The organism is Lysinibacillus composti, assembly GCF_016908465.1.
Lineage (GTDB): Bacteria > Bacillota > Bacilli > Bacillales_A > Planococcaceae > Ureibacillus > Ureibacillus composti_A.
The window spans coordinates 183,483-208,767 of record NZ_JAFBDY010000006.1 but is presented as its reverse complement, the minus strand read 5'-3'; the positions used below and the strand labels follow the sequence as shown (position 1 = coordinate 208,767).

Below are 25,285 nucleotides of genomic sequence, written 5' to 3'. Positions count from 1 at the left end.
GCTTGTTTTTCGACAATTCAAGTATATAGAAATCGGTGATTACGTGCTTTTTTATTTATGAAATTTTTTCAAACCCCAACAAATATTATAGAGCCAGTTTTCAAGATAAAACACTCACAATTTTGTGAGTGTTTTTATTATAGAAAACCTAAAAATCAAGTGAGGTAATTAAAAATCCTACTTCCTGCCTTGAATCGTTTCAACGTGCTGTTCTTTAACGATTTGTTCGGCTTTGGAATAGTGGGAAAGGAATCTGTAAACTTTGTCGATATATTCAGGTTCTAGTTGATAGGAGGAAGAATTAATTTCCTCTGTCATAATCTTTTTCAAATGATTTCGATTCATTACATAGGTGTTAGGGGAGTCGTGGTATACCTTCTTTAATGAACACCGCTCACTAAAAACGATAAGAGACTTATACAAACCGGAATCAATGGAAGGGAGGATCGATTGCAATGCTCGTATATGTCCGGCATTTTGTTTAATAGGATTATAAAATGGATACTTTTTCCCATTTGGGAACGTTTGCATCCAATTCATATCTTTTTCATTTCCAAAAATCCAGCCACTATAATTCTTCGATTCGATAACGTAAACGCCTGTTTCGTGCAGAAAAACAACATCAATTTCTGTTGTCTGTCCCTTCCCGTTTGGGAGATAAATATTAAACAGTACTTTATGATATCCAGGTAGAGCAGAAAGCTTCTTATATGACAAAAATTCCCCGTAAGAACCTTTGTTTGACACCGCACTAAAAATGCCTTTTCCCGTTTCTTCTTTGTAGGTGGACACCGTAGAGAAGGGAGACGACTCGCGAAGTTGTTTACCAATGGTATGTATTGCTTTTTTGAATAGATCAAACATAGCTAATTAACCTACTCTCGAACGTATTTGTAAATCATTTCCACAATCCTTATTAATCATAACGAAATTCTTAAAAAGAAGAAAGGGGTTTACTATATATTTTACAAATAATACAATTTTTTCCTGAAGATTGTTTATACCTTAAAATAAAAAGTCCGTAACCATTATTGAGTGGTTACAGACTTTAGAGAAGTATTGAGAACTTATATTAATTTCGAAACTAAAATAGAGGGAATTGATATAATCTGTTCAATCTAGTATTTTTGAGAAAAAGCGGTTTATAAATTCTCGTTTTGTTGTTCAATTTCGTCACCGGTAATAGCGATATTAGCTTCTTCATACTCTTTATGCTTGTTAACAGAATTATCAAGCGCATTAAAAAAACTAGATTGGTTTTCAATTGTTATTTTTGGCTCTTCTGGTGCTGTTGTTGGATATGGTTCCTTCTTTTCCATCATGATCACCCCTTTGTAAAAGTTTTTGCTCAAGTGAATAATCTTATACATAATGGGCTGCAATGGATTATGATGTGAAGGAAGTTATAAATAGAATATCTTTGAAACGAAATAAAATGAGTTCGTCCCTATCAATTAATTTGGCTTTTTTAGTCCGCTAAGAAATTACATTGACGAGAAGGGAAGGAATGTACAATCATTTATTGATATTTCTCATATTATTAATATAAACGTTATGGGGGATCATTAATGAGTTGTAATTCTGGTTATTGCCAATGTAAACCAAGCTGTAATTGTAAACCATATTGTAAATGTAAGCCTTTTCTTAGTTCTGAAATTAAGTGTAATTGCGGGCCAAAAAACATAAGTAGAACACAGTGTAAATGTGGGCCTCGATGTAAATGTGGACCAAATTGTAAATGTAGTAGGTAAATAATCGTTTATAAAAAGATAATTAGATTCATATTACTGTGTAACGATTAAATAGAGAGGTACAATGATATGTAATTTAAGTAGTCCTTTCGAAAAATTTTTAAGAATTATATTGACAAAATAATTATTTTCGATAAAATGAAAGACAATTCAAAAATATTTGTAAAGAACAAAGGCTATGAAAAGAAATAGTATCAATTATTTTTACGAACAGAAAGTAACCGGTTGATGAGAGGTGCATGTAAAACAATTGTGAATTCATCTTGGAGCTGTGTACCGAAAAGATCATCTAAGTAGGCTACGCCGGTAAGCACCCGTAATCATGTGCGATAGTATCGTCAAATGACTGTACTTCTTAAGGTAAGTAATGTGAGTTACTTATAAATTAAAGGTGGTAACACGAGATGAATCGTCCTTTTGGTTAATCCAAAAGGGCGTTTTTTTTATTCCTTTTTTGAGCAAGTATTTGGAAATTTAAAGGTATGAGGAGTAAGAAATTATGAAAGAAAATCATCAAGATTCGCAACTAAAACGAGGTTTAAGTAACCGCCATATGCAATTAATTGCCCTCGGTGGATCCATTGGCGTAGGTTTATTCTATGGATCTAGTTCGACCATTCAAATGGCTGGCCCATCTATTTTATTAGCCTATTTAATTGGCGGATTGGTCATTTTTACAATTATGAGAGCTTTAGGAGAAATGGCTGTTTTTGAACCGGTATCAGGTTCTTTCAGTACCTATGCCCACAAATATTTAGGTAACTTTGCAGGATTCTTATCCGGCTGGACATATTGGTTCATGTGGATCGTCGTTGGGATGGCAGAATTAACAGTCGTCGGTGTCTACATAAATTATTGGTTCCCAGATATTCCTCAATGGGTAACTGCTCTTGTCGTACTTGTTGTCATGACTATTATTAATCTAGCAAATGTGAAAGCTTACGGAGAATTCGAATTCTGGTTCGACATGATCAAAGTGGTCGCCATTATTGGAATGATTGTTCTTGGATTAGCCATTATTTTCTTTGGTGTTGGCAATCACGGTGAAGCAATTGGTTTTGATAATTTATGGTCACATGGTGGCTTCATGCCAAATGGCTTTAACGGTATTTTAATGTCCCTTGTATTAGTAATGTTCTCATTCGGTGGCGTTGAATTAGTCGGTATTTCAGCAGGTGAAGCAAAAGATCCTAGCAAATCTATTCCTTCTGCGATCAATAATATTGTTTGGCGTATTTTAATTTTCTATATTGGTGCTCTAGGCGTCATGATGGTGATATACCCATGGAACGAAGTCGGTTCAGAAGGTAGTCCCTTTGTTCAAATTTTCGATTATGTTGGAATTCCTGGTGCTGCCCATATTATCAACTTTGTTGTCATCACAGCTGCAATGTCTGCATTTAATAGTGGTTTATACGGATCAGGACGCATGTTGTATAACTTATCATTACAGAAAAATGGTCCTAAATTTTTCAAAACTCTTAGCAAAAATGGTAGTCCGCGAAGAGGTATTTTATTCTCATCCATGATTTTACTCATTGCGGTTATTTTAAACTATATTGTACCTGAAAAAGTGTTTATCTATATTTCTGCTGTTGCAACTGTCGCAGTTATTACAAGTTGGATGATTATTCTTTTAGCCCAATTGAAATTCAGAAAATCAAAAACGAAAGAGGAAGTAGCACAACTTAAATTTAAAATACCACTTTATCCACTTTCTACGTATATCGCCATCGCATTCTTATTAATGGTTATAGTGTTAATGGCGTTTATTCCAGATATGCGTGTTGCTCTATATGTTGCACCGGTTTGGTTTTTAATCTTGTTTGTTGGATATAAAGTAATAAATGTTAAAAAGTAGTTAAATCATTTCTTTAAAATGATTCGTCTTCATAGACATAAGTTTGGTTATCCCGAATGGTTACACTTATCTCAAGATTGATATTTTTATATACTAGTAAACTTTATAATGTTACCAAATAAAAGTTAGGCACGAATGTTGTTAAACAACGTTCGTGCCTTTTTGCGAGGACTATTGTTTATACAAACGCTAAATAAACATAGCTACGATAGGGCTTTTGAAAAGTACTTGAGTTAGCAAGAGCAAACCTTTATAATTTTTCTTTCGACTGTGTTTAATGTTGTTCAACAACTTTTAGTCCTATCGTCTACATGAATAGTAAAGAGTGTTTAAAAGAGATGATAAAATGAAACTTAATCAAGAAGTTGATCGAATTTACGAGCGACTGAAAAATGATGGTTATGTAGTTAATCCTCCAATTGAATCTCATGGATATACTTTCTATGTTCAAGCTCCGGGTGGATTTACCGTTGAAGTAATATCGTAGTGAGTGGTAGAGTTTATTTCAATATTTGAATTGAGTAATGCGATTGGACAGTGATCCAAACTCTTACACAATCTAGGGAACATATTTAATCGAAGGAGAGATTAAAATGGCACGTGTTTTATTTATTAATGCTGGATCAGAAGGTCATGTCAATCCAACTATCGGAGTGGTACAAGAGCTTATTTCCCGTGGAGAAGAGGTTGTGTACTTTACAATTGAAGATTTTCGAGAGCGTATTGAGAAGACGGGAGCAACTGTTAGAACTTTTGATGGTCAAAAATTTATAAAAGCCTTTGTATCTGGTGGAAGAAACTATTTACTTGAAAGAATCAATGGTCTTTTACTTACAGCAGATATTGTGATTCCTAGTGTCCTGGAGCAAACTGAAGGAGAATATTTTGATTATATCATCCATGATTCTATGTTTGGCTGTGGCTATTTACTTGCACAAATACTTAAAATTCCATCAATTAATTCTTGTACTACTTTTGCACAGACAGAAGCATCATTCAACAAAATGTTCGAACAGCTTTCTCATAACATTCCTACTGAAGTCTACGAACCAATAAGCAATAAATTCCAACGCCTGACTGAAATGGTGAAGGAAAAATATGATGTAGAGATACATTCTCCTTACGAAGTTTTTTGTAATCCTGCACCAATTACCATTGTCTATACAACTAGGGATTTTCAACCTTTCGGACAATCTTTTGACCAAACATACAAATTTGTGGGTCCATCTATTTCTTCCAGATTAAAGAAAGAAAACTTCGACCTTACCTTAATCAAAGATAAAAGCCTCATTTACATTTCACTTGGTACCGTCTTTAACCAATTCGTAGATTTCTATAAACTTTGCATTGAAGCATTTGGTAACACAGATCATACGATTGTCATGTCGATTGGGGAAAAAGTTAAAATAACTGAATTAGGAGAGATTCCTGGCAATTTTATTGTTGAAAATTATATTCCACAAACTGAAGTGCTGAAATACACTAAATTATTTATTACTCATGGAGGAATGAACAGTACCCTTGAAGGGCTCTATTACGGCGTTCCGTTAATTGTAATCCCACTAAGCGCTGATCAGCCGATAATTGCACAACAAGTTTCTGATATCGGAGCTGGAGTTAAATTACACATGCAAAGCTTGACTCCACATAATCTAATTGAAACCGTAGAGTATGTGTTAAGCAACCCATCTTTTAAAGAAAATGCCATAAATATTGGGGAATCATTCCGAAAATCGGGTGGTTATCACAAAACTGTTGATGAGATTTTCGAATTTAAAAGTCAACTTGAACTAAAAGATATCTAAATATCGCTAATCAAAAAAAGCCCCTCAATTAATAATTGAGGGGGAGGAAATTTAGTATTATTTTATAATAAAATTCAGATCCATCATTAATTTAAATAAATCCTCTTTATTTGATGGGGGAGAAATTTGACTAGATAAACCCGTATTCATCTGTTGATATACTTCAAAAATCCATGGTTTTTCAATGTGGGCGAGTTCTAGCAGCTCATTATTTGAAAATAGACCTTCAGCATCTCCCTCATATAAAACTTTACCATCGTGTAGAACAATATAATAATCAGCCCAACCATACACTAAGTTGATTTGATGGGTTGTATATATAAATGTTCGATTACCATCAGAAAGTTGATCTAAATAATTCACTAGCTGTTTTGAAAAATAGTAGTCTAAACTACTTGTAGGTTCATCTAGTATAAAAACAGAAGGACTCATGGCATATACCCCCGCAATGGTCGCACGTTTTTTTTGTCCACCACTTAGAAAGTGAATAGGACGATCTGCTAAAGAGGTTAGTTCAGTTAGTTGTAGAGCCTCATCAACCTGCTGATTTACTTTCGATTCTGACCAACCGAGATTGATTGGCCCGTACATCACATCTTGTTTTACTGTTGAAGCAAATAATTGGTTATTGGCATCTTGAAACAAAAGACCTACTTTTTGTCGAAGGTTTGCAATTGCAGATTTTTTATAACTGATTGGAACACCTTCAAAATGTATTTCACCCTTAGTAGGTTGAATTAGCCCCATTAATAGTTGAAAAAGAGTAGATTTTCCTGAACCGTTTTTTCCTAGGATTGCAATTTTTTTATTCTTAGGGAGTTCGAAATTTAAATTTGATAATGCCTTTGTTCCATCAGGGTAGCAGTATGTAACATTATTTAATTTGAAAAAAGGCGTCGTCAAGTAAATACCTCCTATAGTAGCCAAAGAACCATATTGATTGAAAAGTAAGTTACAGTAATCCAAGTCAATTTTTTGCTTGTTGATTTTTTCTTATAGAAATTCGTAGGAATTAGGAAAGAATCAATATTCCGAGCTTTCATCGCTAAAACCAACTGATCATGGCGATAAAATATTTCTCTGAAAAGTGCCGCAATTAATAATGATAATGAATGGTAACGATTTTTTAATGATTGATGACCTAATCTTGTTTGCTGGGCTGTATAAACTTTAACCATACAATCTAAAAATAAAAAAATAAAATGATAAGTTAATGTCATTAGCTCAATTAAAATGTCAGGGACTTTTAATTTCTTTAATAAATTATTAATCTCGTACATTGGTGTAGTAAGAATGCAAGAATATAAACAAGTAACAGTTCCAAAGGCTGTGTAGAATAATTGAACTGCTTGGTTTAAATCTCTTTCAATAATAAAAATAGTTAGTTTAAAAATAGTTACTTCCCATATGACCTCGCTTGGTAGAGTTGATGTCGTGTAGGAAAGGGCGATTGATAGAACCCCTAGTAGACAGAAGCTTGCAGGGGCTAATAATAACATTAAGTAAAAGCGCAACGGAATACGCGCAATATACACAATAACAAAGGACAATAATACAAATGTCCATATGGTAACAGCTAAATTTTTAGTCAACCAAACGAACAAAAGAGCGCCGATTGACAAGGAGATTTTTTGATTAGCATTAATCGTTGCTAATTTATTTATATGTGCATATTGATCGATGGAAAGCATTATGAATTAACCTTTGATTTTTTTGCTCTACCACGCATATAGCCTACAAAATACCCGATAAAGCCCGCACCAATGGCAGCCTGTAGGACAAATAGTAAACTTTCAATTTCACCACTAGGTGGTTCCCAAATGGAGTTAAACCATGGCTCATAACTTGAATTGATTTCTGTGATTGCTTCTTCTGCTTCGCCATCAGCGCCACCAAATTCAGCATCTTTTATAAAAATAATCGGGAGAATAGCCAATATTACAACAATGGAAAGAAGAATTAAGTTCTTTTTCAGCATATTAATTCTCCTTTACTTTCAATATATTTAAATTCATTAATTCACGAACATTATATTTTTGCAAGAAGTTCATAACGATGACCGTTAATATACCTTCACTAACTGCTAGTGGAACTTGTGTTAAAGCAAAAATACTTCCAAATTTTTGGAACGAGGCAAAAGTCCCGCCAACTTCAGAAGGGAATGCCAATGCTAATTGAATGGAAGTCATAACATAGGTACCTAAATCACCTAACATCGCTGCTAAAAAGACTGCTACCGAAATTGATGCGCCTAATTTTATTGTGCTTTTATAGATGCCATATGCAATAAAAGGTCCAACAATAGCCATAGAGAATATATTGGCACCTAAAGTAGTTAACCCACCGTGAGCAAGTAATAAAGCTTGGAACAAAAGAACGATAGATCCCATTACACTCATGACAAAAGGTCCGAATAAAATGGTACCTAATCCAACACCCGTAGGATGGGAACAACTTCCTGTAACTGAAGGGATTTTTAATGCCGATAATACAAATGCAAACGCACCAGATAAACCTAATAGCATTTTACTTTCAGGATGGTCCTTGAACGTGTTTTTGATTTTGCGTAAACCAATAACTAAAAATGGTAAGCATAAGGCAAACCAAAAAATTGCCCATTTGACAGGTAAGAATCCCTCCATAATGTGCATTGCATAAGCTGGTTTTGGAACAAATAATAAAACAATTCCAAAATAAAATAACTTTGAAAAAATACTTTTCATGTGTATCCTCCTTAAAATGTTTTGACGAAAAGGAGAAAAGTGCATGAAATAAAGACATAATTGCTTATATGTCTTTGAATCGCACCTATCCTCGTAGGCTGAATTTTTGGATTTTTGGCAGGTCTCCTGACTTTTCATCAACGCGCACCAAACCTTCCCATAATATTACAGTGGTCTCTTTGGGTTGCTCCGAATTTACAGTTGCGGGACAGTGACGGAATTACACCGTGCTTCCCTATTAAGCTAAAAAAATTAGCACCAAAAATCATTCAATTGTCGTCAATATGACATAATAGCAGTTCCTTCCAACAAAATCTATCATTTCTTCTGAATCGAAAAATAGTTTGACTTATTGTCAAACTGTGGTATATTTTAGGTAATTTAATAGAAAATGTTATTAAGTGCTCATATCAATGAGGTAAAAGGGAAACTAGTGAAAGTCTAGTACAGCCCCCGCTACTGTAAGGCAGATGAACCCACAATACCACCAACTTTTGGGAAGGTGTGGAAGTAAAATGAAGCCAAGTCAGGAAACCTGCTTAATAATGATAGTTATACTTTTCGGAGGGAGAAGATAAGGCTAATTTTATTTTTTACATAGAGGTAATCTAACTTTTTTGTTATGCCAATATGAAGCCTGTATTCTTTTTTCGAGAATACAGGCTTTTTTGTGTTTATTTTGTTTCGCACCTATATTGCATTCAAATAGAAATGAGCTTGTAGCGCTTGAAAAAAGAAATGAAACAGATCATTTATGATGGCCAATACATATCTAGGGAGGTACATAAATGCAAAAAGGGAAAATCTTTGTGGTTGGCTTTGGACCTGGGGATTACGAACATATTACCAAAAGAGCCGTTGATGCATTGAAAGAAAGTGATTTTATTATCGGCTATAAAACTTATGTTGAATTAATAGCACACTTAGTGACGGCAAAATCGATCGTCAGTACCGGGATGACAGAAGAAGTATCTCGTGCTCAAGAAGCAGTACGCCAAGCCGAACTCGGAAATGTTGTGTCAGTTATATCAAGTGGTGATGCAGGTGTATATGGAATGGCTGGCCTTGTATATGAAGTACTTATTGAACTGGGGTGGACAGCCGACACAGGGATAGAAGTTGAAGTGGTACCAGGAATATCGGCAATCAATTCTTGTGCGAGTTTACTAGGTGCACCTGTCATGCATGATTCCTGCACCATTAGTTTAAGTGATCATTTAACACCGTGGACAGTAATTGAAAAACGAATTGAAGCAGCTGCAATGGCAGACTTTGTTGTCGCATTTTACAATCCGAAAAGTGGACGCCGAACCCGACAAATTGTGGAAGCACAACGTATTTTACTAAAATATCGTTCACCTGCAACGCCTGTTGGTTTAGTGAAAAGTGCTTATAGAGAAAAACAACAAATCGTCATGACGACGTTAGCGGAAATGTTAAATCATGAAATTGGGATGTTAACAACCGTTGTGGTAGGAAACTCCTCAACATTCTACTATGACAATAAAATGATTACACCCCGTGGTTATCAGCGGAAATATACGTTAGGGGAAGAGAAACAACCGTTAAAACCTCATCAAAGATTGAAAAAAGAAGCTGAACCATGGGCACTCGACCAAGAAACGGGATTAGCTGCAAGTGGTTATGAACAAATTGTAGCTAAAAAAAGAGTGAATAAATCAGCACTAGAACTCGCCAATGAAGCATTAGCATTAGTGACCGGACGAGGGAAAGAAGCATCTTCTGTACAAGGTCAAACTAAGCCCATTGTAAATCAAAAAATAGAATCGATTTTTGAAATAGCAGTGAGCCCTGGTGTTGCCAATAAGTTTTTCACACCAGAACAAATGCGGACATTAGCTGATGTCGTTGGGGAAAATGGCACGATGGAGTATACGCCTGAGCATAAAATTCACCTGAAGATCACTACTGAAGATCCGAGTTTTATTGTCGGAAGATTAGAAAGTGTCGGATTTTTGTTAGCTCCAATAGGTGATTATTTAAATTTAAAAGCATGTGATTTTTGCTATGGTGAAAAGACAGACGCCATTCCCTATGCTGAACAGATTCAACGTGAGTTGGGTGGCATGAAGTTACCGAAGGAATTAAATATTGGGATTAATGGATGTGGTATGGCCTGCTACCGTGCAGTGTTTGACGATATTGGCATAGTTTATCGGAAAAAGAAATTTGATTTGTTTATCGGTGCAAAACCAGTTGGACGTACTGCTCATGCAGCCCAACCGGTAGCAGAAGGAATTGAACCAGATGAATTGGTTCCACTCGTGACAAAAATTATCAATGAATATAAAGCAAATGCCCATCCGAATGAACGATTGTTTAAGTACTTCAAGCGCGTGAAACGCATTTTAAGTTATGACTATCACGACATGAGCTGCAAAATTGAAGTGGAGCCAGCACCTTGTGGAGATTAGGGGGAAGGACATGATACTTTTTTTAGCTGGGACAAGTGATGCAAGAGAACTGGCTATTTTTTTACAGCAAAAGGGTTACGACATACTAGCGACAGTTGTTACTCAATCTGCTGCAGACAGCTTACAACAAGAAGGAATTCGGCATCGAATCGGAAGATTGAACCTCGAACAAATGCAACAGTTAGCAACAGAAATTGGTGCAAATATGATCGTAGATGCTTCACATCCTTTTGCTGAAGAAGCTTCTAAAACGGCCATTGAATCAGCGAAAACACTGGGCATTCCGTATCTAAGATTTGAAAGAAAAGATAGTGTATTTAGTCATCCACTAATTACGGAAGTCGAAACATATGAACAAGCAGCACTTGAAGCCCAAAAACGTGGTGGTACGATTATGTTAACGACAGGCAGTAAAACGTTAGCAACATTTACAAAGCATTTACTTAACGAGGAGATTAAGCTAATCGCACGGATGTTACCAAATGTTGAAAACATGGAAAAATGTTCAGAATTAGGTATTCCACAAAAAAATATTATCGCAATTCAAGGACCATTTTCGAAAGAATTAAACAGTGCTCTATATAAGCAATATGGAGTGACATTAATGATTACAAAAGAGAGCGGTCAAGTAGGTTCAATGGATGAAAAAATCGAGTCAGCAATCGATCAGCATATAGAAGTGATTATGATTAAAAGACCTCGCATTGATTATGGAAAAAAATATTCTTCTAAAGAACAAATACTAACCCAATTACAAGGAGAGTTAATCCATGGCTAATACAAATTTCAATACAGATTTCACACCGCTAACAGTAGATCCAGACAAAATTTATGATTATAGTTTTTCAATTATCGATGAAGAAATGGGGGAGCATTCGTTTAATGAGGATCAATGGAAAGTTGTTCGCCGAGTCATTCACGCTTCTGCAGATTTTGAATTGGGACGTAGTGTTGTCATGACACCAGACGCTATCGAAGCTGGTATTCAAGCAATTTTAAAAGGTCGTCATGTTATTGCAGATGTCCAAATGATTCAAAGTGGTTCGGGTCAAAAACGATTCCAAAAACATGGTGGAGATTTACATTGCTATATCGCAGATCAAGATGTTTCAACTGAAGCAAAAGCATTAGGGACGACTCGTGCCATTATCTCCATGCAAAAAGCAGTACGTCTGCATGAAGGTGGGATTTACGCAATCGGAAATGCACCGACAGCTCTATTAGAATTAATCCGCTTGATTAAAGAGGGAATTGCAAAACCAGATTTAATCATCGGAATGCCCGTTGGATTTGTTTCAGCTGCAGAGTCTAAAGAAGAGTTAGCAAAGCTTGAAGGAATACCATTTATTACGAATATCGGACGAAAAGGCGGTAGTACAGTAACAGTTGCTGCATTAAATGCCATTTCGATTTTAGCAGATGAACGTGCAAAAGAAGTCAAATAAGAAAGATCCGAAAGAAATGCGTCATGGCTATACAACGGGTGCCTGTGCGACAGCTATGACGAAAGCTTCTTTATTGACTCTAATGACAAATGAAGTGCAAGAACAAGTGACTATTTTTTTACCCGCAGGACATTTTGCCACGTTTGACATCGCAGAAACTGTTACTTCAGAAGGAATGGTTAGCTGTACAACAATTAAAGATGCAGGCGATGACCCAGACGTTACCCATTTGGCTCGAATTGTAAGTTCTGTAAGATTTGTAGACAAGCCTGGAATCCATCTTGATGGAGGAGTAGGGGTTGGTCGTGTAACAAAGCCTGGCTTACCTGTTCCAGTTGGAGACGCAGCCATTAATCCCGTTCCTCGAAAAATGATTTTAACGGTCGTTCAGGAATTAAAGGAAACATTTCAAATCGAAAAAGGCGTGGAAGTTATCATCTCTGTGCCAGACGGTGAAGAGCTAGCGAAAAAAACGTTAAATGGACGACTTGGTATTTTAGGAGGCATTAGCATACTTGGAACGCGCGGTATTGTTGTGCCATTTTCAAGTTCGGCCTATATGGCGAGTATTGTTCAAGCGATTAGTGTAGCGAAAGAAGCAGGTTGTGATCACTTAGTTTTAACGACTGGTGGTAGAAGTGAAAAATTTGCCATGAAACAATATCCGGATCTCCAAGAGGAAGCGTTTATTGAAATGGGTGATTTTGTTGGATTCACCTTAAAGCATATTAAGAAAAAAGAAATTCCCTATGTATCACTTGTCGGTATGATGGGGAAATTTTCAAAGCTTGCCCAAGGAAACATGATGCTCCACTCAAAAAGTGCACCTATTGATTTTGGTTTTTTGGCAAAAGTGGCTAAACGTGCCGGTGCATCTGAAGAAGTACAACAACAAGTTGAACAAGCAAATACGGCTTCTCAAGTTGGGGAATTAATGAAAGAACTAGGATTTACGGCATTTTTTGATTATTTATGCCGCTATTGTAGTAACCATGCAATCGCTCACGTAAATGGAGGAATTTCTGTCTCTACAGCATTTTATACGATGGGTGGGGATTGCTTAGGGAAGGTGGATCATATTGACACAATTGATGAAGATGATTGGGATCGGGGATAACGGACCATTAGGATTATTAACCCAATATCAAGAATGGATTGAACAGAGTGAAGTGTTAGTCGGAGGAGAACGACAACTATCATTTTTCCCTACATATAAAGGTGAAAAGATTGTCGTTAAAGGTGGCCTATCAAAACTAGTAGAGCAACTAAGATGTGAACAACGCAAGACGGTTATTTTAGCATCTGGAGATCCACTTTTTTATGGTATAGGAAGCTACTTATCTAAAAAAATACCATTAGAAATCTACCCATATACAAGTTCTATTCAATTAGCTTTTTCTAGATTAAAAGAATCATGGCATGATGCTTATATCGTTAGTTTGCATGGCCGTTCCATAAAAGGATTAGCTCAAAAAATTGATGGTCGAAAAAAGGTAGCAATCTTAACGGACGATGAAAACTCACCAATCGCCATTGCAAACTATTTAAAGCGATTCGGTATGACAGAATACGAAATGTTTATTGCTGAAAATTTGGAAGGCGAAAATGAACGATGCCGATTAATGACATTAGATGAAGTAATCGAAAATACATTTTCTTCATTAAATGTCGTTATTTTAAGACAAACAGAAAGTGGACCTATTTATCCTTTAGGGATTGAAGATGAAGAGTTTTCACAACGAAAACCGGATAAAGGGCTAATTACGAAGAAAGAAATTCGTGTTTTAAGTTTGCAGGCAATGAAAATCGAACCAACAAGTATTGTTTGGGATATTGGAACATGTACTGGCTCCATGGCCATTGAAGCAGGGAAGTTGGCAAAAGAGGGTGCGGTTTTTGCTATTGAAAAAAATGAAGGTGATTTAGCGAACTGTTTACAGAATCAACATAAATTCCGAGTGGATTTAACAGCGGTTCATGGAAAAGCGCCAGACCGTTTAGACGAATTCCCTGATCCTAATGCCATTTTTATTGGGGGTTCAGGCGGTGAAATGCAGCAACTGCTATCGACTTGTATTGAAAGATTGCAACCAGACGGCCGTTTAGTCATGAACATTGCGACAATAGAAAATTTATATGAAGCAGTTCAATGTTTAAAAGAATTACAATGCGAAGTGTCAATCTTACAAGCTCAAATTTCACGAAGTAAACCCATTTTACATATGACAAGATTTGAACCTTTAAACCCAATCTTTATTATTACGGCAAGTAAGAAAGGAATCGAACATGCATAATTTAGGGAAATTGTATGGATTAGGCGTTGGCCCTGGAGATCCAGAATTAATTACAGTAAAAGCGTTCAGGATGTTAAAAGAATGTCCAGTGATCGCTTATCCAAAGAAACTACGTGGAAGCAAAAGCTATGCCCATCGTATTATTGACGTATACATTCAGCCAGAAGAAAAAGAAATGATTGGGTTAGTTTTTCCGATGACAAAGGACGAAGAAACACTTGAAAGAGAATGGTCAAAGTCAGTAGAGCTAATTTATGCTTCATTAGTTAAAGGAAAGGATGTTGCATTTGTGACGGAAGGGGACCCAATGCTATACAGTACCTTCATTCATTTAATGAAACTAATGCAGGAAAAACATCCGGAAATTGAGATTGAGACTGTACCTGGTATTTCATCGTTCAATGGTTCGGCAAACCGATTAGGAATTCCGTTAGCTGATGGGGATGACCATGTCGCGATGATTCCAGCTCAAGATAATTACGAATTAATGAAAAAGGCGATAGAAGATCATGATGCGGTCGTATTCATTAAAGTTGCGAAAGTACTTGATCTGATGCTTGAACTTTTAAATGAAATGAATTTATACGATAAAGCTGTTGTTGTAACAAAAGTCACTTCTGATGAAGAAATCATTTGGAAGCTAGATGAATTAGAAGGCGTCGAATTAAATTATTTATCGTTAATGGTGGTGCGCAAATAATGAAAAAAATATGGATTATTGGTGCTGGTCCTGGTGACCCAGATTTAATCACAGTAAAAGGCTTAAAGCTGATGCAACAAGCAGATGTCGTCATGTATACGGATTCGCTTGTGAATGAAGAACTGATTGCCATGGCTAAACCAGGGGCAGAAATCGTTCGTACAGCAGGCATGCATCTACAGGAAATGGTTGATTGTATGGTCGGATACATAAATGAAGGGAAAATGGTTGTGCGTATGCATACAGGTGACCCTGCAATGTATGGGGCAACAATGGAACAAGTCGCCCTATTAAAAGAACACGGCATTGGGTACGAGGTAATACCTGGCGTAAGTTCGGTGTTTGCTTCAGCTGCAGCTGTTGGAGCCGAATTAACGATTCCTGATTTAACACAAACGCTTATTTTAACTAGAGCAGAAGGACGTACACCGGTACCAGATCGTGAAAAATTGCGTTCATTAGCTACTCATCATTGCACCATCGCACTATTTCTGAGTGCGACATTAACGAAAAAAATCGTGAAAGAATTACAAGAGGCAGGTTGGTCAGATGATACACCAGTAGCGGTTATTCAAAGAGCTTCTTGGCCAGATCAAAAAATCGTCCGAACAACATTAATTGAATTAGACGAGGCAATGCGTGTGAATGGGATTCGTAAACATGCCATGATTTTAGCAGGTTGGGCATTAGATCCAAACATTCATGAAAAAGACTACCGCTCAAAACTATATGACGCGACATTCACCCACGGTTTCCGAAAAGGTGTGAAAGTGAATGATTAAGTTACAAGAAGGTGTCATCCCTGAAGTTGAAGTGAAAAAGCCTTATGCATTAGTAGCCATTACAAAGCATGGCGTTCAAAAAGCACGTCAAATGCAACGAGATTTCCCTCATGTGGATGTCTATTATATGGATAAATTTCAACACGGCGACGAACAGACGAGAGGTATTCAATTATTTAAAGGGACAGTTCGTTTATTATTACCTGCTTTATTTAAACAATATAAAGGGCTCATTTTAATCATTTCATTAGGTGCTGTTGTACGAATGATTGCACCTATTTTAATAGATAAGAAGACAGACCCTGCCGTTTTAGTCATTGACGATAAAGCGGAACATGTGATTAGCGTTTTGTCCGGACATATAGGTGGTGCGAATGCCTTAACTCATGAAGTAGCCAATGCCATTGGAGCAAAGCCAATTATTACAACCGCGTCAGATGTACAAAAAACTATTCCCGTCGATTTGTTCGGTGCCCGCTTTGGTTGGATTTGGGAAAGTGATGAAAAGTTAACGCCAGTAAGTGCTTCAGTCGTCAATGAGGAACATGTTGCGATTGTTCAAGAAAATGGAGAAACCAATTGGTGGATGCACGATACACCAATCCCTTCCACTTTAAAACAATATGAAACAATTCAACAAGCATTAGAGGCAAAACCAAATGCAGCATTAATCATCACTGACCGAATTTTAGATATAGAAGAGGAAGCCATTTTGCAAAATGGGGTTATCTATCGACCGAAATCCATCGTCCTTGGAATGGGTTGTAATAGAGGAACATCTCTTGAAGAAATCGAAGCAGTAATAGATGAAACGTTAGCTGAATTAAAATTATCGAAAAAAAGTGTAAAAGCCTTAGTAACGATTGATTTAAAAAAGGATGAACAAAGTTTTCTGGATGTAACGAATCGTTATGGTTGGGAGTTTGTAACCTATACACCCGCCCAATTAAATGAAATGCCTTTACCAAATCCATCAGAAACAGTATTTAAATATACAGGTGCATATGGCGTCAGTGAACCAGCAGCGATGAGATATGCCAATCATCAAGAATTAGTATTACAGAAAAAGAAAAGTGGTAATGTTACCATTTCTGTTGCGAAATTGCACTTTAGTTAGGGGAGATAGCATGGCAAACCGTTTTGTAATCGCAGGGACAGGTAGCGGTGTTGGAAAAACAACGTTAACTGTTGGGTTAATGAAAGCATTAATGAATAAAGGATTACGTGTGCAAGGATTTAAATGTGGACCAGATTATATCGATCCGACCTACCATACAGCAGTAACGAAAAGAACTTCTCGAAATATTGATAGTTGGATGTTATCCCATGATGTGGTGCGAACAATCGTTAGTCGTGCAAGCGAACAAGCAGATGTTGCAGTTATTGAAGGAGTGATGGGCTTTTATGACGGGAAAAGTCCGTTGAATGATGAGGGCTCTACTGCTGAAATTAGTAGAATTACTTCAAGTCCTGTCATTTTAGTCGTCAATGCAGCGAGTATGGCGAGAAGTGTAGCGGCCATTGTGAAAGGATTTCAAACTTTATCAACAGATGTTCAAATTGTAGGAGTAATTGCAAATCAATTAGGTAGTAAAAGTCACTATGAAATTGTAAAAGCTGCGATTGAACAAGAATGTCATGTGCCAGTGATTGGTTATTTACAAAAAGGAGCAGTTCCACCTTTACCAAGTCGTCATTTAGGATTAGTTCCAGCAATTGAAAGAGGCGATTTAGATCAATACTTTGAAGATCTCGCGCGAGCGATTGAGGAGACAGTTGATTTAGATTTGTTACTTTCTTTAACAGAGGCCCCAGTTTTAGATCAAACTTCTACTATTTTCGAACAACACAAAAAAGAAGAAGTACATCTGGCAGTTGCTAAGGATGAAGCATTCAACTTCTATTATCCAGAAAATTTAGAGTTATTGCAGGCGCGTGGTGCAGTATTGCACTATTTCTCTCCTTTGCGAAATGAACCCGTTCCAGAGATTGCACAAGGATTATATATTGGAGGGGGATTCCCAGAGGAGTTTGCAGAACAACTCGCTCAAAATGAACAAACAAAGGAATCGATACGCCAAGCTATTGCAGATGGTATACCAACTTTAGCTGAGTGCGGAGGCTTTATGTATTGTACAGAATCCATTGAAAGAAGAGATGGCCAACAATTCAATATGCTAGGGATTATCCCTGGGAAAGTTGTGATGCAAGATAAATTAGCTGCCTTAGGATACCGTGAAATCACAGGTGTTGATGGGAATTTCTTCATTAATGCCGACCAACAAGCAAAAGGGCATGAATTCCATTACTCAACTTATCAAGGAGAGCATGATTGTCCTGCTTACTTTTCAAAAGGTCGATTCCGGGCACAGCAAGAAGGTTTTTTACACGGAAATTTAGTGGCAGGCTATACACATTTTCACTTTGCATCAAATCCACAATTAGTTGAAAACTGGTTACAAACTTGTCAGGAGGGAAGAAAATGAACTTTTTTCCAATCATGTTAGATATTGAATATAAAAAGGTGGTGATTGTTGGTGGGGGTCATGTAGCAAGACAAAAATTACAAGCCTTACTACCAACAAAAGCACAAATCATCATTGTCAGTCCATCGATTACGGACGAAATAGCAATTTATGTTGGACAAGGGAAAGTTACGTGGAAGAATAAACAGTTCGAGGCAAGTGATTTAGATGATGCATCTTTAATATTTGCAGTAACTGATCAAGAAGAGGTAAATGATGCAGTCGAGCAAGCAGCCCAACATTGGCAATTACTAAGTCGGGCAGATGCAAAAGGGCGTGTGGACTTTATTAATCCGGCTGTTGTTAGAAGAGGCGATTTTGTCTTATCTGTTTCAACCTCAGGTGCTAGTCCCGGTTTAACTCGCAAAATAAAAGCTGAATTAGAGGCTCACTATGATGAAACGTACATTGACTATATAGAATTTTTAAAGAAAGCAAGAAGAGAAATCATTCAAACTATTCAAGATAAATATAGTAAACGAGATGCGCTTGCTTCTCTTTTAGACCCCCAATTAGAAGAATGGGCAAAAGAACAGAAATGGGACAAGTGTAATGCGTATGTTCAGAAATTAGTAACAGGAGCACGACAGATATGATAGGTAAAGTTTATTTAGTAGGTGCTGGTCCAGGAGATCCTAAATTAATTACAGTATATGGAGCTGAATGCATTCAAAAAGCTGATGTCATCGCATATGACCGATTAGTAAATAAGGAATTGTTGAACTATGCGAAGGAAACGGCCCAGCTTGTGTATTGTGGCAAAGAGCCTGGGAAGCATGGACTCATTCAAGATGAAATCCATGAATTGTTAGTAAATGAAGCGACGAAAGGTAAAGTTGTTGTCCGATTAAAGGGTGGTGATCCTTTTGTATTTGGACGAGGTGCAGAAGAAGCCGCCATTTTGCGAGAAGCGAATATTCCTTATGAAGTTGTACCTGGTATTACTGCCGGCATTGCAGCACCAGCCTATGCAGGCATTCCGGTAACACACCGTGATTATGCAACAAGCTTTGCCATCGTAACAGGTCACGGTCGAGCTGAAAAAGGAAATGACTTTTTGCATTGGGAAGCACTCGCAAATGGAATTGATACGCTAGCATTTTATATGAGTGTTGGAAATATTGGACATATTACAAAGCAACTTATTATGCACGGAAGAGATCCAAATACGCCAGTAGCTGTCATTGAGCGAGGAACTACAGAGAATCAGCGGACAATTACATCTTCTCTAGCAAACATAGCCGAAAAAATTCGACAAGAAGTAATTGTTAATCCCGCACTAATAGTAGTGGGGGAAGTAGTGAATGTAAGAGAGAAAATTGCCTGGTTTGACCAAATGGAGGAATCAGTACGATGACAATCTATGAGGCGTTAAAACAACGTCGTGCAATACGACAGTATAAAACAACACCAATTGATAAACATTTAATAGAAACATTATTGGAAGTAGCAACATTTGCTCCAAATGACCGCAATCGTGAACCGTGGCATTTTTATGTGCTACAAGGCGAGGCGTTAAATAAATACGAAGAAGTCGCAACTGATTATTTAACGGAGCGCTTTCCGACAAAACCAAATTTGATTGAGAGTTCATTAAAGGTGATTCAAACAACACCACTTGTAATCATAGTTACATCTGAAAAAGTAGAAAATGATGAAGCTGCGACGAAAGATAATGTATTTGCTGTATGTAGTGCGATTATGTCTATGTGGTTGATGGCTGAAGAATTAGGTCTTGGTTTTGTGTGGCGAACAAGAGGCATTGGATTGGTTCACGATGACAGATTGCATTCGTTTATTGGAGCAAGTTCAAATGAGCAAGTTGTAGGAACTCTGTTTATTGGTTATCCGGAAGAAGAGGACTTAAAGGAGAAGAAACGTACTTCATTTGAAGTGAAAACAACTTGGCTATAGGGTTACGTACAATAAATTAAGGAACCTATCGCTGGAGGTGTGTACATGAAAGGACCGTTAGTAATAGATTTTGAAGCTTTATGGCAAGAAGGAATGCATGACTGGCACGGAAAAATGCCAGAACGAATGAAGGATGATGCTTTAGAAGAAGCCTTTTGGCGACAATCCATTGCCAAGAAAATCATCCGCCAAACAGATGAACATGCAAAGCCTATTTTTGAGGCGATCCAACATTTCATATCGCATGAAGATGAAGTGCTAGAAATTGGCCCTGGTTGGGGAAATAATACGTTTCCTTTACAGGCATTTGCTAAAAAAGTAACATGTGTCGATAGTTCGGAGGCAGTACTGGATTATTTAAACATGTGTTTTCAAGATGAACAAAATATAGAATTTGTCCATGCAAAATGGGAGTTAGCAGATATACAAGCCCATGACATTGTCCTAGGTGTTAATTGTTTTTATCGCATGTATTATATGGTGGATACGTTAAAAAAGATGAATGCACTTGCCAAAAAGCGTGCGATCATTGCCATGACGACAGGACCAATACAACCGCATTATGAAGTGTTACATAGGCAGTTTGGTTATGACATTAAATACCCTCGCAGAGACTACATTCAAATTGTAAATATGCTTTATCAACTTGGGATTTTCGCTGATTGTCAGATGCTTAAATTAGAGCGTACGTATCATTATGCAACAAAAGAACAATTAATCTCAGCACAAAGCAAAAAAATATTAAATGAACAATTCAACCCACAACATGTAGAAGAATCTTTGAAGTCGTTTATAAAAGTTGATACGAAAGGCTTTCATTATACGCATACTTTTTATGCAGCAATTATATCTTGGAAACCTGTGAAGGAGGTACGAGCAAATGACAACTTGGAATTTACAGGGGATGCAGAAGCATTTACTTATTTGTAACGGTAGTACCTGTATGGGTGCCGGTGCAGAAGAAGTGACACTAGCAATCCGCGATGAAATTGCAAAACAGAAGTTAGATGAACAAATTCATACTTCTAGAACAAGATGTAATGGAAGATGTCGTGATAAATGTATCGTTATTTCTTACCCTGAAGGTAATTGGTATAGTGTACCCGATGGAAATGTAGGAAGAGGAATTGTTACAGATTCGATTGCCGATGAACATAGAATTTATACGATGGGTCAGAATGGCTTACAGCAAGTAAATGATCAATATGGCAAGGGAATTTCCAAAAACAAACAGAGACAACGGAAAGATGGGAAACACACTGTGAAAAAAGCGGTTTTATTTGTCGGGCATGGCAGTAAGCTTGAAAGAGGAAATGAAGAAGTTCGTGAATTTATCACAAGAACAAAAGCATTAATAGATTCTTCTATTCTAGTTGAAACATGCTTTTTAGAATTCGCGTCCCCAAATATTGAAGAGGGAATTGAGATTTGTGTAGAAAAAGGTGCCCAAGAAATCCACGTAATTCCGATTATTTTACTCCATGCAGGGCATTCAAAATTACATATTCCTGCTGAAATCGAACATGCAAGGGAACATTTTCCACACATTGAGTTTACATATGGCCAAACGATAGGGATTCATAATCTAGTATTTGATATATTAAAAACGAGATTAATGGAAATTGGCTTTGATCCAGAAAAGTCATATGAAGATACCGCGATATTATTAATTGCCCGAGGTGGAAGTGACCCTAGTGCAAATGGTGATTTTTATAAAATTTCTCGTCTATTATGGGAAAAACTTAATGTTCCATTTGTAGAAAGTGCCTTTATGGGGGTAACAACTCCTTCTGTTGATGATGGCATCGAACGTTGTATTAGATTAGGGGTCAAACAAATCATCATGTTACCGTATTTCTTATTTACAGGTATTTTAATGGAGCGAATGATTAATATGCGTGAAAAATATGTTCAATTGAACCCAGAAGTGGATATTGAAATAGCTAGTTACTTTGGTTACCACGAAAAATTACAACATATTTTACTAGAACGTGTTGAACAAGCAATGAACGGAACTTCTACGGGTATGCAAGATCTTGAAAACTATCGTGCATATGCAAAGGAACATGGTCCCATACACCACCATCATCACTAAAAAATAAAGCTATAACAATGCCCAAAGCAAGCATTGTTATAGCTTTTTCATTATACCCAAAAGTGATTAATACAGCTTTCAAGTTTCCTTGGAAAAGACTTGTCTAAATACTCCTACCTCCATCATTTTCCCATCGATCAATATCCCAACGTTCATCGTTTAGTTCATCTGGTATTCCAGCTCCACCAGTTGGAATTAGACTTCTCTCGAATGAAAAAGAAAGTTGTGACAATGACAATTTAAACATCATCCTTTTCAAAATATTTCAGCTTATTACTATACTATGTAAAGAATAAGCTTTTAGTTCGCCTATAGGTGTTTAGTGCTAGTGTTTGTTTATATCTATAGTTACCAAAAGATACAAAAAACCTTATTTTATAGGGATTCGATTATAGAAATTTGATAAAAAGATTGTGATGTTGATTTTTTTGACAAAATTCTTTGTTGAAATAATATTTTTAACGAAGAACGATCAGTCAAATCATAATATTTTGCGTTCGTTTTACTAGAGTTTAGTAGATATAGAAATTATATTGTCATAATTTTTGGACTAAAAGTTTTAGTAATATTACTAGGTTTCATTTAAGATTTTTATGAAGGCAAATAATTGCAGAATTGGGGAGGAAATAGAATGGTGAAAAAAAGAACTCTATCGATTTTACTTGCAGCTAGTCTAACTTTAGGAGCAACAGCTACATCGGCAGCACCGTTAACACCAGTAGCAAAAGCAGGAAATTTACAATCTGATCAAGCATTTGATAACAAAATTGTAAAACGAATTAAAGTAGATAACATTTATAATCATATTGCCGAGCTTTCAAAGAATCCGCGTGTTGCTGGAACCCAAGGAGAGTATGAAGCGGTGGAATATATTAAACGTCAATTTGAATCTTATGGCTATGAAACGGAAATACAGCCATTCGATATTTATAGTTATACAGCACCGAATTTAATAGAATTGAATGTTGATGGTAATGTGCTTGAATCAAGCGACTTTACTTATGGTGTTAATGGGGAAGTGACTAGTGAACTTGTTTATGTTGGTTTAGGTGCACTTGATGATTTTGAAGGAAAAGATGTAAGTGGGAAGATTGCTTTAATTGAACGCGGTGAATTTAGCTTCGCAGAAAAAATTGAAAATGCTAAGAAAGCTGGAGCTTCTGCTGTTATTATTTATAACAACACAACTGGAGTAATCAATGGGACATTGGGAGAACCAAAGGATTACATTCCAGCTGTTGCCATAACAAAGGATCAGGGTTCAGCGTTAAAGGAACGTTTGGATAAAGGGGAAACAATAAATGTCACGTTAAAAGTAGAAGGGGCTAAAACAAACAAAGCAACTTCCCATAACGTTGTTGCAACAAAAAATGCGACTCAAAAATCTACTGGCCAATTAGTTCTTGTGGGTGCACATCATGATTCAGTTGACGGAGCACCTGGAGCAAATGACGACGCTTCTGGTACAGCAACGGTACTTGAGTTAGCCCGTGTATTTGCAAATGCACCAACGGATACCGATCTTCGTTTCGTCACTTTTGGGGCTGAAGAGAACGGCTTATTGGGTTCATATGAGTTTGTAGAAAGAATGACTCAGGAGGATTATGATCGCACAGTCGGCATGTTCCAAATGGATATGGTGGGAAGTAAAGATGCGGGGCCATTAATTGTGTATACGAATGATGGTGAGAAAAATATCGTAACAGATCTAGCGGCAGCAGCGGGTGCACGATTGTCAAAGACTGGAGAAGCGACTCCGTATGGTATGGAAGGACGAAGTGATCATGTTCCATTTGCAGAAATAGGACTTCCTGCGGCATTATTTATTCATGCGCCAGTTGAACCATGGTATCATTCGCCTGACGATACTCTAGATAAAATTAGCAAAGAAAAGTTGGAGGAAGTAGCTACTATTGTAGGTGCTGCGGTTTATCAAGTGGCTCGCCCAGATACACCGGCATTAACAAATGCAAAAGTTGCACCAAAAGAAGTAGATTATGTATTTGAGGAAAGAGAATTAGAATAAAATGTCCAATCTATAAGTTTTAAAGAGAAGCGATTACTGTACACGGTAATCGCTTTTTTTATTTCAACAGGTTAATGCATTAATAATGAAATAAGTCGTTTCATAAGAATAAAAATCTTTCCAAATAAAAGTAGTTCTCTTGTACAACGGAAATAAGACTTTTAATTTACTAAAGAAATTACTACTATACTTTTCGATTAATTATTAATACTTTCATTCGGTATTTAATATAAATTTACTAAATTATTGAAGCGAATTAATTGTGAAATGAGTAACATACGACCTATTCATGAAAGCTTTGTGACATAAAGTATTTCGACAATTCATACTATTGTGAGTGTCTGTGGTTTTAACTAATGATATATCAATATATATTATTTCAAAGAATTAAGTCATTCCTATGACATGGTGATTGTCTCCATGAGGTTGCATGTAACCGTTTACTTAAAGTGAATGTTTGTATGAAAAAACTGCTAATCGAACAGACGAAAAGAACGGCTAAGCGGACGAATCCGTTGTTTAAACGGACGAAGAGAAAAACTAAGCGGACGAATCCGCTGCTTAAACGGACGAAAAGAACGGCTAAGCGGACGAATCCGCTGCTTAAACGGACGAATAGAACGGCTAAGCGGACGAATCCACTGCTTAAACGGACGAAAAAAACGGCTAAACGGACGAAGAGAACGGCTAAGCGGACGAATCCTCTGCTTAAACGGACGAATAGAAAAACTAAGCGAACAAATCCGTAACTCAAACGGACGAAAAGAACGGCTAAGCGGACGAATCCACTACTTAAACGGACCAATCAAACAACTATCAATCAACAAAAAAATCAAAACTGCCGCCCGAAATTTTAGGACAAGAAATAACAAATAAAATTACTTTCATGTACCGATACAAAAACAGTAATTCTAAGGGAGGATCAGTAA

The 25,285-nt window shown here is 36.8% G+C and carries 25 protein-coding genes, 2 riboswitches and 1 other annotated feature; of the genes, 18 read left to right on the top strand and 7 right to left on the bottom strand.

Annotated features, from left to right (window positions below):
- Nucleotides 1–177: 177 nt before the first annotated feature.
- The gene (locus JOD29_RS09210; protein WP_124764314.1) at nucleotides 178–864 is read right to left on the bottom strand and encodes a nuclease-related domain-containing protein; all 687 of its coding nucleotides are present in this window, start codon (nucleotides 862–864) and stop codon (nucleotides 178–180) included.
- A gap of 278 nt (nucleotides 865–1,142) precedes the next feature.
- Nucleotides 1,143–1,319, bottom strand: coding sequence for a hypothetical protein (locus tag JOD29_RS09205; protein WP_205101654.1), 177 nt, complete (start codon nucleotides 1,317–1,319; stop codon nucleotides 1,143–1,145).
- Between the two features lie 601 nt (nucleotides 1,320–1,920).
- Nucleotides 1,921–2,171 (top strand) — a binding site (T-box leader).
- Nucleotides 2,172–2,250: 79 nt separating this feature from the next.
- On the opposite strand from JOD29_RS09205, the gene JOD29_RS09200 reads away from it, so the two are divergent.
- The 3 genes from JOD29_RS09200 (at nucleotide 2,251) to JOD29_RS09190 (ending at nucleotide 5,417) form a co-directional block, all read left to right on the top strand.
- Nucleotides 2,251–3,612: an amino acid permease gene (locus JOD29_RS09200; RefSeq protein ID WP_124764313.1), complete on the top strand. Its 1,362-nt coding sequence runs from the start codon at nucleotides 2,251–2,253 to the stop codon at nucleotides 3,610–3,612.
- 346 nt (nucleotides 3,613–3,958) lie between these two features.
- Nucleotides 3,959–4,099, top strand: a complete 141-nt coding sequence (locus JOD29_RS09195; protein WP_192894214.1) for a VOC family protein — start codon at nucleotides 3,959–3,961, stop codon at nucleotides 4,097–4,099.
- A gap of 106 nt (nucleotides 4,100–4,205) precedes the next feature.
- The gene (locus tag JOD29_RS09190) at nucleotides 4,206–5,417 is read left to right on the top strand and encodes a macrolide family glycosyltransferase (RefSeq protein WP_124764312.1); all 1,212 of its coding nucleotides are present in this window, start codon (nucleotides 4,206–4,208) and stop codon (nucleotides 5,415–5,417) included.
- A gap of 57 nt (nucleotides 5,418–5,474) precedes the next feature.
- Here JOD29_RS09190 and JOD29_RS09185 read toward each other — a convergent pair whose 3' ends face one another.
- From JOD29_RS09185 to JOD29_RS09170, 4 genes are read right to left on the bottom strand one after another with little or no spacing between them, the layout of a single operon-like run.
- Nucleotides 5,475–6,320, bottom strand: a complete 846-nt coding sequence (locus JOD29_RS09185; protein WP_124764311.1) for an energy-coupling factor ABC transporter ATP-binding protein — start codon at nucleotides 6,318–6,320, stop codon at nucleotides 5,475–5,477.
- A gap of 11 nt (nucleotides 6,321–6,331) precedes the next feature.
- Nucleotides 6,332–7,108 (bottom strand): cobalt ECF transporter T component CbiQ, encoded by a 777-nt coding sequence (gene cbiQ / locus JOD29_RS09180; protein ID WP_124764310.1) that lies wholly within the window; start codon nucleotides 7,106–7,108, stop codon nucleotides 6,332–6,334.
- The gene (locus JOD29_RS09175) at nucleotides 7,108–7,395 is read right to left on the bottom strand and encodes an energy-coupling factor ABC transporter substrate-binding protein (RefSeq protein ID WP_192894213.1); all 288 of its coding nucleotides are present in this window, start codon (nucleotides 7,393–7,395) and stop codon (nucleotides 7,108–7,110) included. Before JOD29_RS09175 ends, cbiQ begins: the two co-directional genes overlap by 1 nt.
- A 1-nt stretch (nucleotide 7,396) precedes the next feature.
- Entirely contained in the window at nucleotides 7,397–8,140 is a 744-nt protein-coding gene (locus JOD29_RS09170) for an energy-coupling factor ABC transporter permease (protein ID WP_124764309.1), read from the bottom strand.
- A gap of 99 nt (nucleotides 8,141–8,239) precedes the next feature.
- Nucleotides 8,240–8,418, bottom strand: a riboswitch (cobalamin riboswitch).
- A 104-nt stretch (nucleotides 8,419–8,522) separates the two neighbouring features.
- A riboswitch (cobalamin riboswitch) is annotated at nucleotides 8,523–8,697 on the top strand.
- A gap of 231 nt (nucleotides 8,698–8,928) precedes the next feature.
- Here JOD29_RS09170 and cobJ point away from each other — a divergent pair.
- Genes cobJ through JOD29_RS09100 form a run of 14 tightly spaced genes read left to right on the top strand, consistent with a single transcriptional unit; the run spans nucleotide 8,929 to nucleotide 22,330 of the window.
- A complete protein-coding gene (gene cobJ / locus JOD29_RS09165) occupies nucleotides 8,929–10,575 on the top strand; it encodes a precorrin-3B C(17)-methyltransferase (RefSeq protein ID WP_124764308.1) in 1,647 nt (548 codons plus the stop codon).
- Between the two features lie 10 nt (nucleotides 10,576–10,585).
- Complete coding sequence (gene cobK / locus JOD29_RS09160; RefSeq protein ID WP_124764307.1) at nucleotides 10,586–11,353, top strand: precorrin-6A reductase; 768 nt, start codon at nucleotides 10,586–10,588, stop codon at nucleotides 11,351–11,353.
- A complete protein-coding gene (locus tag JOD29_RS09155) occupies nucleotides 11,346–12,020 on the top strand; it encodes a precorrin-8X methylmutase (RefSeq protein ID WP_124764306.1) in 675 nt (224 codons plus the stop codon). The genes cobK and JOD29_RS09155 overlap by 8 nt, the downstream gene beginning before the upstream one ends.
- The gene (locus tag JOD29_RS09150; protein WP_124764305.1) at nucleotides 11,995–13,137 is read left to right on the top strand and encodes a cobalt-precorrin-5B (C(1))-methyltransferase; all 1,143 of its coding nucleotides are present in this window, start codon (nucleotides 11,995–11,997) and stop codon (nucleotides 13,135–13,137) included. Before JOD29_RS09155 ends, JOD29_RS09150 begins: the two co-directional genes overlap by 26 nt.
- Nucleotides 13,112–14,314 carry a precorrin-6y C5,15-methyltransferase (decarboxylating) subunit CbiE gene (gene cbiE / locus JOD29_RS09145; RefSeq protein WP_192894216.1) on the top strand — a complete coding sequence of 401 codons (1,203 nt, stop codon included), beginning with the start codon at nucleotides 13,112–13,114 and terminating at the stop codon, nucleotides 14,312–14,314. The genes JOD29_RS09150 and cbiE overlap by 26 nt, the downstream gene beginning before the upstream one ends.
- The gene (gene cobI, locus JOD29_RS09140) at nucleotides 14,307–15,014 is read left to right on the top strand and encodes a precorrin-2 C(20)-methyltransferase (RefSeq protein WP_124764303.1); all 708 of its coding nucleotides are present in this window, start codon (nucleotides 14,307–14,309) and stop codon (nucleotides 15,012–15,014) included. The genes cbiE and cobI overlap by 8 nt, the downstream gene beginning before the upstream one ends.
- A complete protein-coding gene (gene cobM, locus JOD29_RS09135; RefSeq protein ID WP_124764302.1) occupies nucleotides 15,014–15,796 on the top strand; it encodes a precorrin-4 C(11)-methyltransferase in 783 nt (260 codons plus the stop codon). The genes cobI and cobM overlap by 1 nt, the downstream gene beginning before the upstream one ends.
- Nucleotides 15,789–16,913, top strand: a complete 1,125-nt coding sequence (locus tag JOD29_RS09130) for a cobalt-precorrin 5A hydrolase (RefSeq protein ID WP_124764301.1) — start codon at nucleotides 15,789–15,791, stop codon at nucleotides 16,911–16,913. Before cobM ends, JOD29_RS09130 begins: the two co-directional genes overlap by 8 nt.
- Before the next feature lie 10 nt (nucleotides 16,914–16,923).
- The gene (locus tag JOD29_RS09125; protein WP_124764300.1) at nucleotides 16,924–18,282 is read left to right on the top strand and encodes a cobyrinic acid a,c-diamide synthase CobB; all 1,359 of its coding nucleotides are present in this window, start codon (nucleotides 16,924–16,926) and stop codon (nucleotides 18,280–18,282) included.
- Nucleotides 18,279–18,917 carry a precorrin-2 dehydrogenase/sirohydrochlorin ferrochelatase family protein gene (locus JOD29_RS09120; RefSeq protein WP_124764299.1) on the top strand — a complete coding sequence of 213 codons (639 nt, stop codon included), beginning with the start codon at nucleotides 18,279–18,281 and terminating at the stop codon, nucleotides 18,915–18,917. The genes JOD29_RS09125 and JOD29_RS09120 overlap by 4 nt, the downstream gene beginning before the upstream one ends.
- Nucleotides 18,914–19,678 carry a uroporphyrinogen-III C-methyltransferase gene (gene cobA / locus JOD29_RS09115; RefSeq protein WP_124764298.1) on the top strand — a complete coding sequence of 255 codons (765 nt, stop codon included), beginning with the start codon at nucleotides 18,914–18,916 and terminating at the stop codon, nucleotides 19,676–19,678. The genes JOD29_RS09120 and cobA overlap by 4 nt, the downstream gene beginning before the upstream one ends.
- The gene (locus tag JOD29_RS09110; RefSeq protein ID WP_192894212.1) at nucleotides 19,675–20,235 is read left to right on the top strand and encodes a nitroreductase family protein; all 561 of its coding nucleotides are present in this window, start codon (nucleotides 19,675–19,677) and stop codon (nucleotides 20,233–20,235) included. Before cobA ends, JOD29_RS09110 begins: the two co-directional genes overlap by 4 nt.
- Before the next feature lie 45 nt (nucleotides 20,236–20,280).
- Complete coding sequence (locus JOD29_RS09105) at nucleotides 20,281–21,165, top strand: class I SAM-dependent methyltransferase (RefSeq protein ID WP_239585643.1); 885 nt, start codon at nucleotides 20,281–20,283, stop codon at nucleotides 21,163–21,165.
- The gene (locus JOD29_RS09100; RefSeq protein WP_124764296.1) at nucleotides 21,116–22,330 is read left to right on the top strand and encodes a CbiX/SirB N-terminal domain-containing protein; all 1,215 of its coding nucleotides are present in this window, start codon (nucleotides 21,116–21,118) and stop codon (nucleotides 22,328–22,330) included. The genes JOD29_RS09105 and JOD29_RS09100 overlap by 50 nt, the downstream gene beginning before the upstream one ends.
- A gap of 103 nt (nucleotides 22,331–22,433) precedes the next feature.
- On the opposite strand, the gene JOD29_RS20590 is transcribed toward JOD29_RS09100, so the two are convergent.
- Nucleotides 22,434–22,568, bottom strand: a complete 135-nt coding sequence (locus tag JOD29_RS20590; protein ID WP_275579640.1) for a hypothetical protein — start codon at nucleotides 22,566–22,568, stop codon at nucleotides 22,434–22,436.
- Between the two features lie 393 nt (nucleotides 22,569–22,961).
- On the opposite strand from JOD29_RS20590, the gene JOD29_RS09095 reads away from it, so the two are divergent.
- Nucleotides 22,962–24,356, top strand: a complete 1,395-nt coding sequence (locus tag JOD29_RS09095) for a M28 family peptidase (protein ID WP_192894211.1) — start codon at nucleotides 22,962–22,964, stop codon at nucleotides 24,354–24,356.
- Nucleotides 24,357–25,285 lie beyond the last annotated feature (929 nt).

What these genes read in the sequence shown, in the direction of transcription:
- JOD29_RS09100 (WP_124764296.1), top strand. Translation starts at nt 21,116, where the DNA reads ATGACAACTTGGAATTTACAGGGGATGCAGAAGCATTTACTTATTTGT.
- cobI (WP_124764303.1), top strand. Translation starts at nt 14,307, where the DNA reads ATGCATAATTTAGGGAAATTGTATGGATTAGGCGTTGGCCCTGGAGAT.
- JOD29_RS09205 (WP_205101654.1), bottom strand. Translation starts at nt 1,319, where the DNA reads ATGGAAAAGAAGGAACCATATCCAACAACAGCACCAGAAGAGCCAAAA.
- JOD29_RS09110 (WP_192894212.1), top strand. Translation starts at nt 19,675, where the DNA reads ATGACAATCTATGAGGCGTTAAAACAACGTCGTGCAATACGACAGTAT.
- JOD29_RS09095 (WP_192894211.1), top strand. Translation starts at nt 22,962, where the DNA reads ATGGTGAAAAAAAGAACTCTATCGATTTTACTTGCAGCTAGTCTAACT.
- cobA (WP_124764298.1), top strand. Translation starts at nt 18,914, where the DNA reads ATGATAGGTAAAGTTTATTTAGTAGGTGCTGGTCCAGGAGATCCTAAA.
- JOD29_RS09210 (WP_124764314.1), bottom strand. Translation starts at nt 864, where the DNA reads ATGTTTGATCTATTCAAAAAAGCAATACATACCATTGGTAAACAACTT.
- cobJ (WP_124764308.1), top strand. Translation starts at nt 8,929, where the DNA reads ATGCAAAAAGGGAAAATCTTTGTGGTTGGCTTTGGACCTGGGGATTAC.
- JOD29_RS09200 (WP_124764313.1), top strand. Translation starts at nt 2,251, where the DNA reads ATGAAAGAAAATCATCAAGATTCGCAACTAAAACGAGGTTTAAGTAAC.
- cobK (WP_124764307.1), top strand. Translation starts at nt 10,586, where the DNA reads ATGATACTTTTTTTAGCTGGGACAAGTGATGCAAGAGAACTGGCTATT.
- JOD29_RS09155 (WP_124764306.1), top strand. Translation starts at nt 11,346, where the DNA reads ATGGCTAATACAAATTTCAATACAGATTTCACACCGCTAACAGTAGAT.
- JOD29_RS09190 (WP_124764312.1), top strand. Translation starts at nt 4,206, where the DNA reads ATGGCACGTGTTTTATTTATTAATGCTGGATCAGAAGGTCATGTCAAT.
- cbiQ (WP_124764310.1), bottom strand. Translation starts at nt 7,108, where the DNA reads ATGCTTTCCATCGATCAATATGCACATATAAATAAATTAGCAACGATT.
- JOD29_RS09105 (WP_239585643.1), top strand. Translation starts at nt 20,281, where the DNA reads ATGAAAGGACCGTTAGTAATAGATTTTGAAGCTTTATGGCAAGAAGGA.
- JOD29_RS09120 (WP_124764299.1), top strand. Translation starts at nt 18,279, where the DNA reads ATGAACTTTTTTCCAATCATGTTAGATATTGAATATAAAAAGGTGGTG.
- JOD29_RS09175 (WP_192894213.1), bottom strand. Translation starts at nt 7,395, where the DNA reads ATGCTGAAAAAGAACTTAATTCTTCTTTCCATTGTTGTAATATTGGCT.
- JOD29_RS09150 (WP_124764305.1), top strand. Translation starts at nt 11,995, where the DNA reads ATGAACGTGCAAAAGAAGTCAAATAAGAAAGATCCGAAAGAAATGCGT.
- JOD29_RS09125 (WP_124764300.1), top strand. Translation starts at nt 16,924, where the DNA reads ATGGCAAACCGTTTTGTAATCGCAGGGACAGGTAGCGGTGTTGGAAAA.
- cobM (WP_124764302.1), top strand. Translation starts at nt 15,014, where the DNA reads ATGAAAAAAATATGGATTATTGGTGCTGGTCCTGGTGACCCAGATTTA.
- cbiE (WP_192894216.1), top strand. Translation starts at nt 13,112, where the DNA reads ATGAAGATGATTGGGATCGGGGATAACGGACCATTAGGATTATTAACC.
- JOD29_RS09170 (WP_124764309.1), bottom strand. Translation starts at nt 8,140, where the DNA reads ATGAAAAGTATTTTTTCAAAGTTATTTTATTTTGGAATTGTTTTATTA.
- JOD29_RS09130 (WP_124764301.1), top strand. Translation starts at nt 15,789, where the DNA reads ATGATTAAGTTACAAGAAGGTGTCATCCCTGAAGTTGAAGTGAAAAAG.
- JOD29_RS09195 (WP_192894214.1), top strand. Translation starts at nt 3,959, where the DNA reads ATGAAACTTAATCAAGAAGTTGATCGAATTTACGAGCGACTGAAAAAT.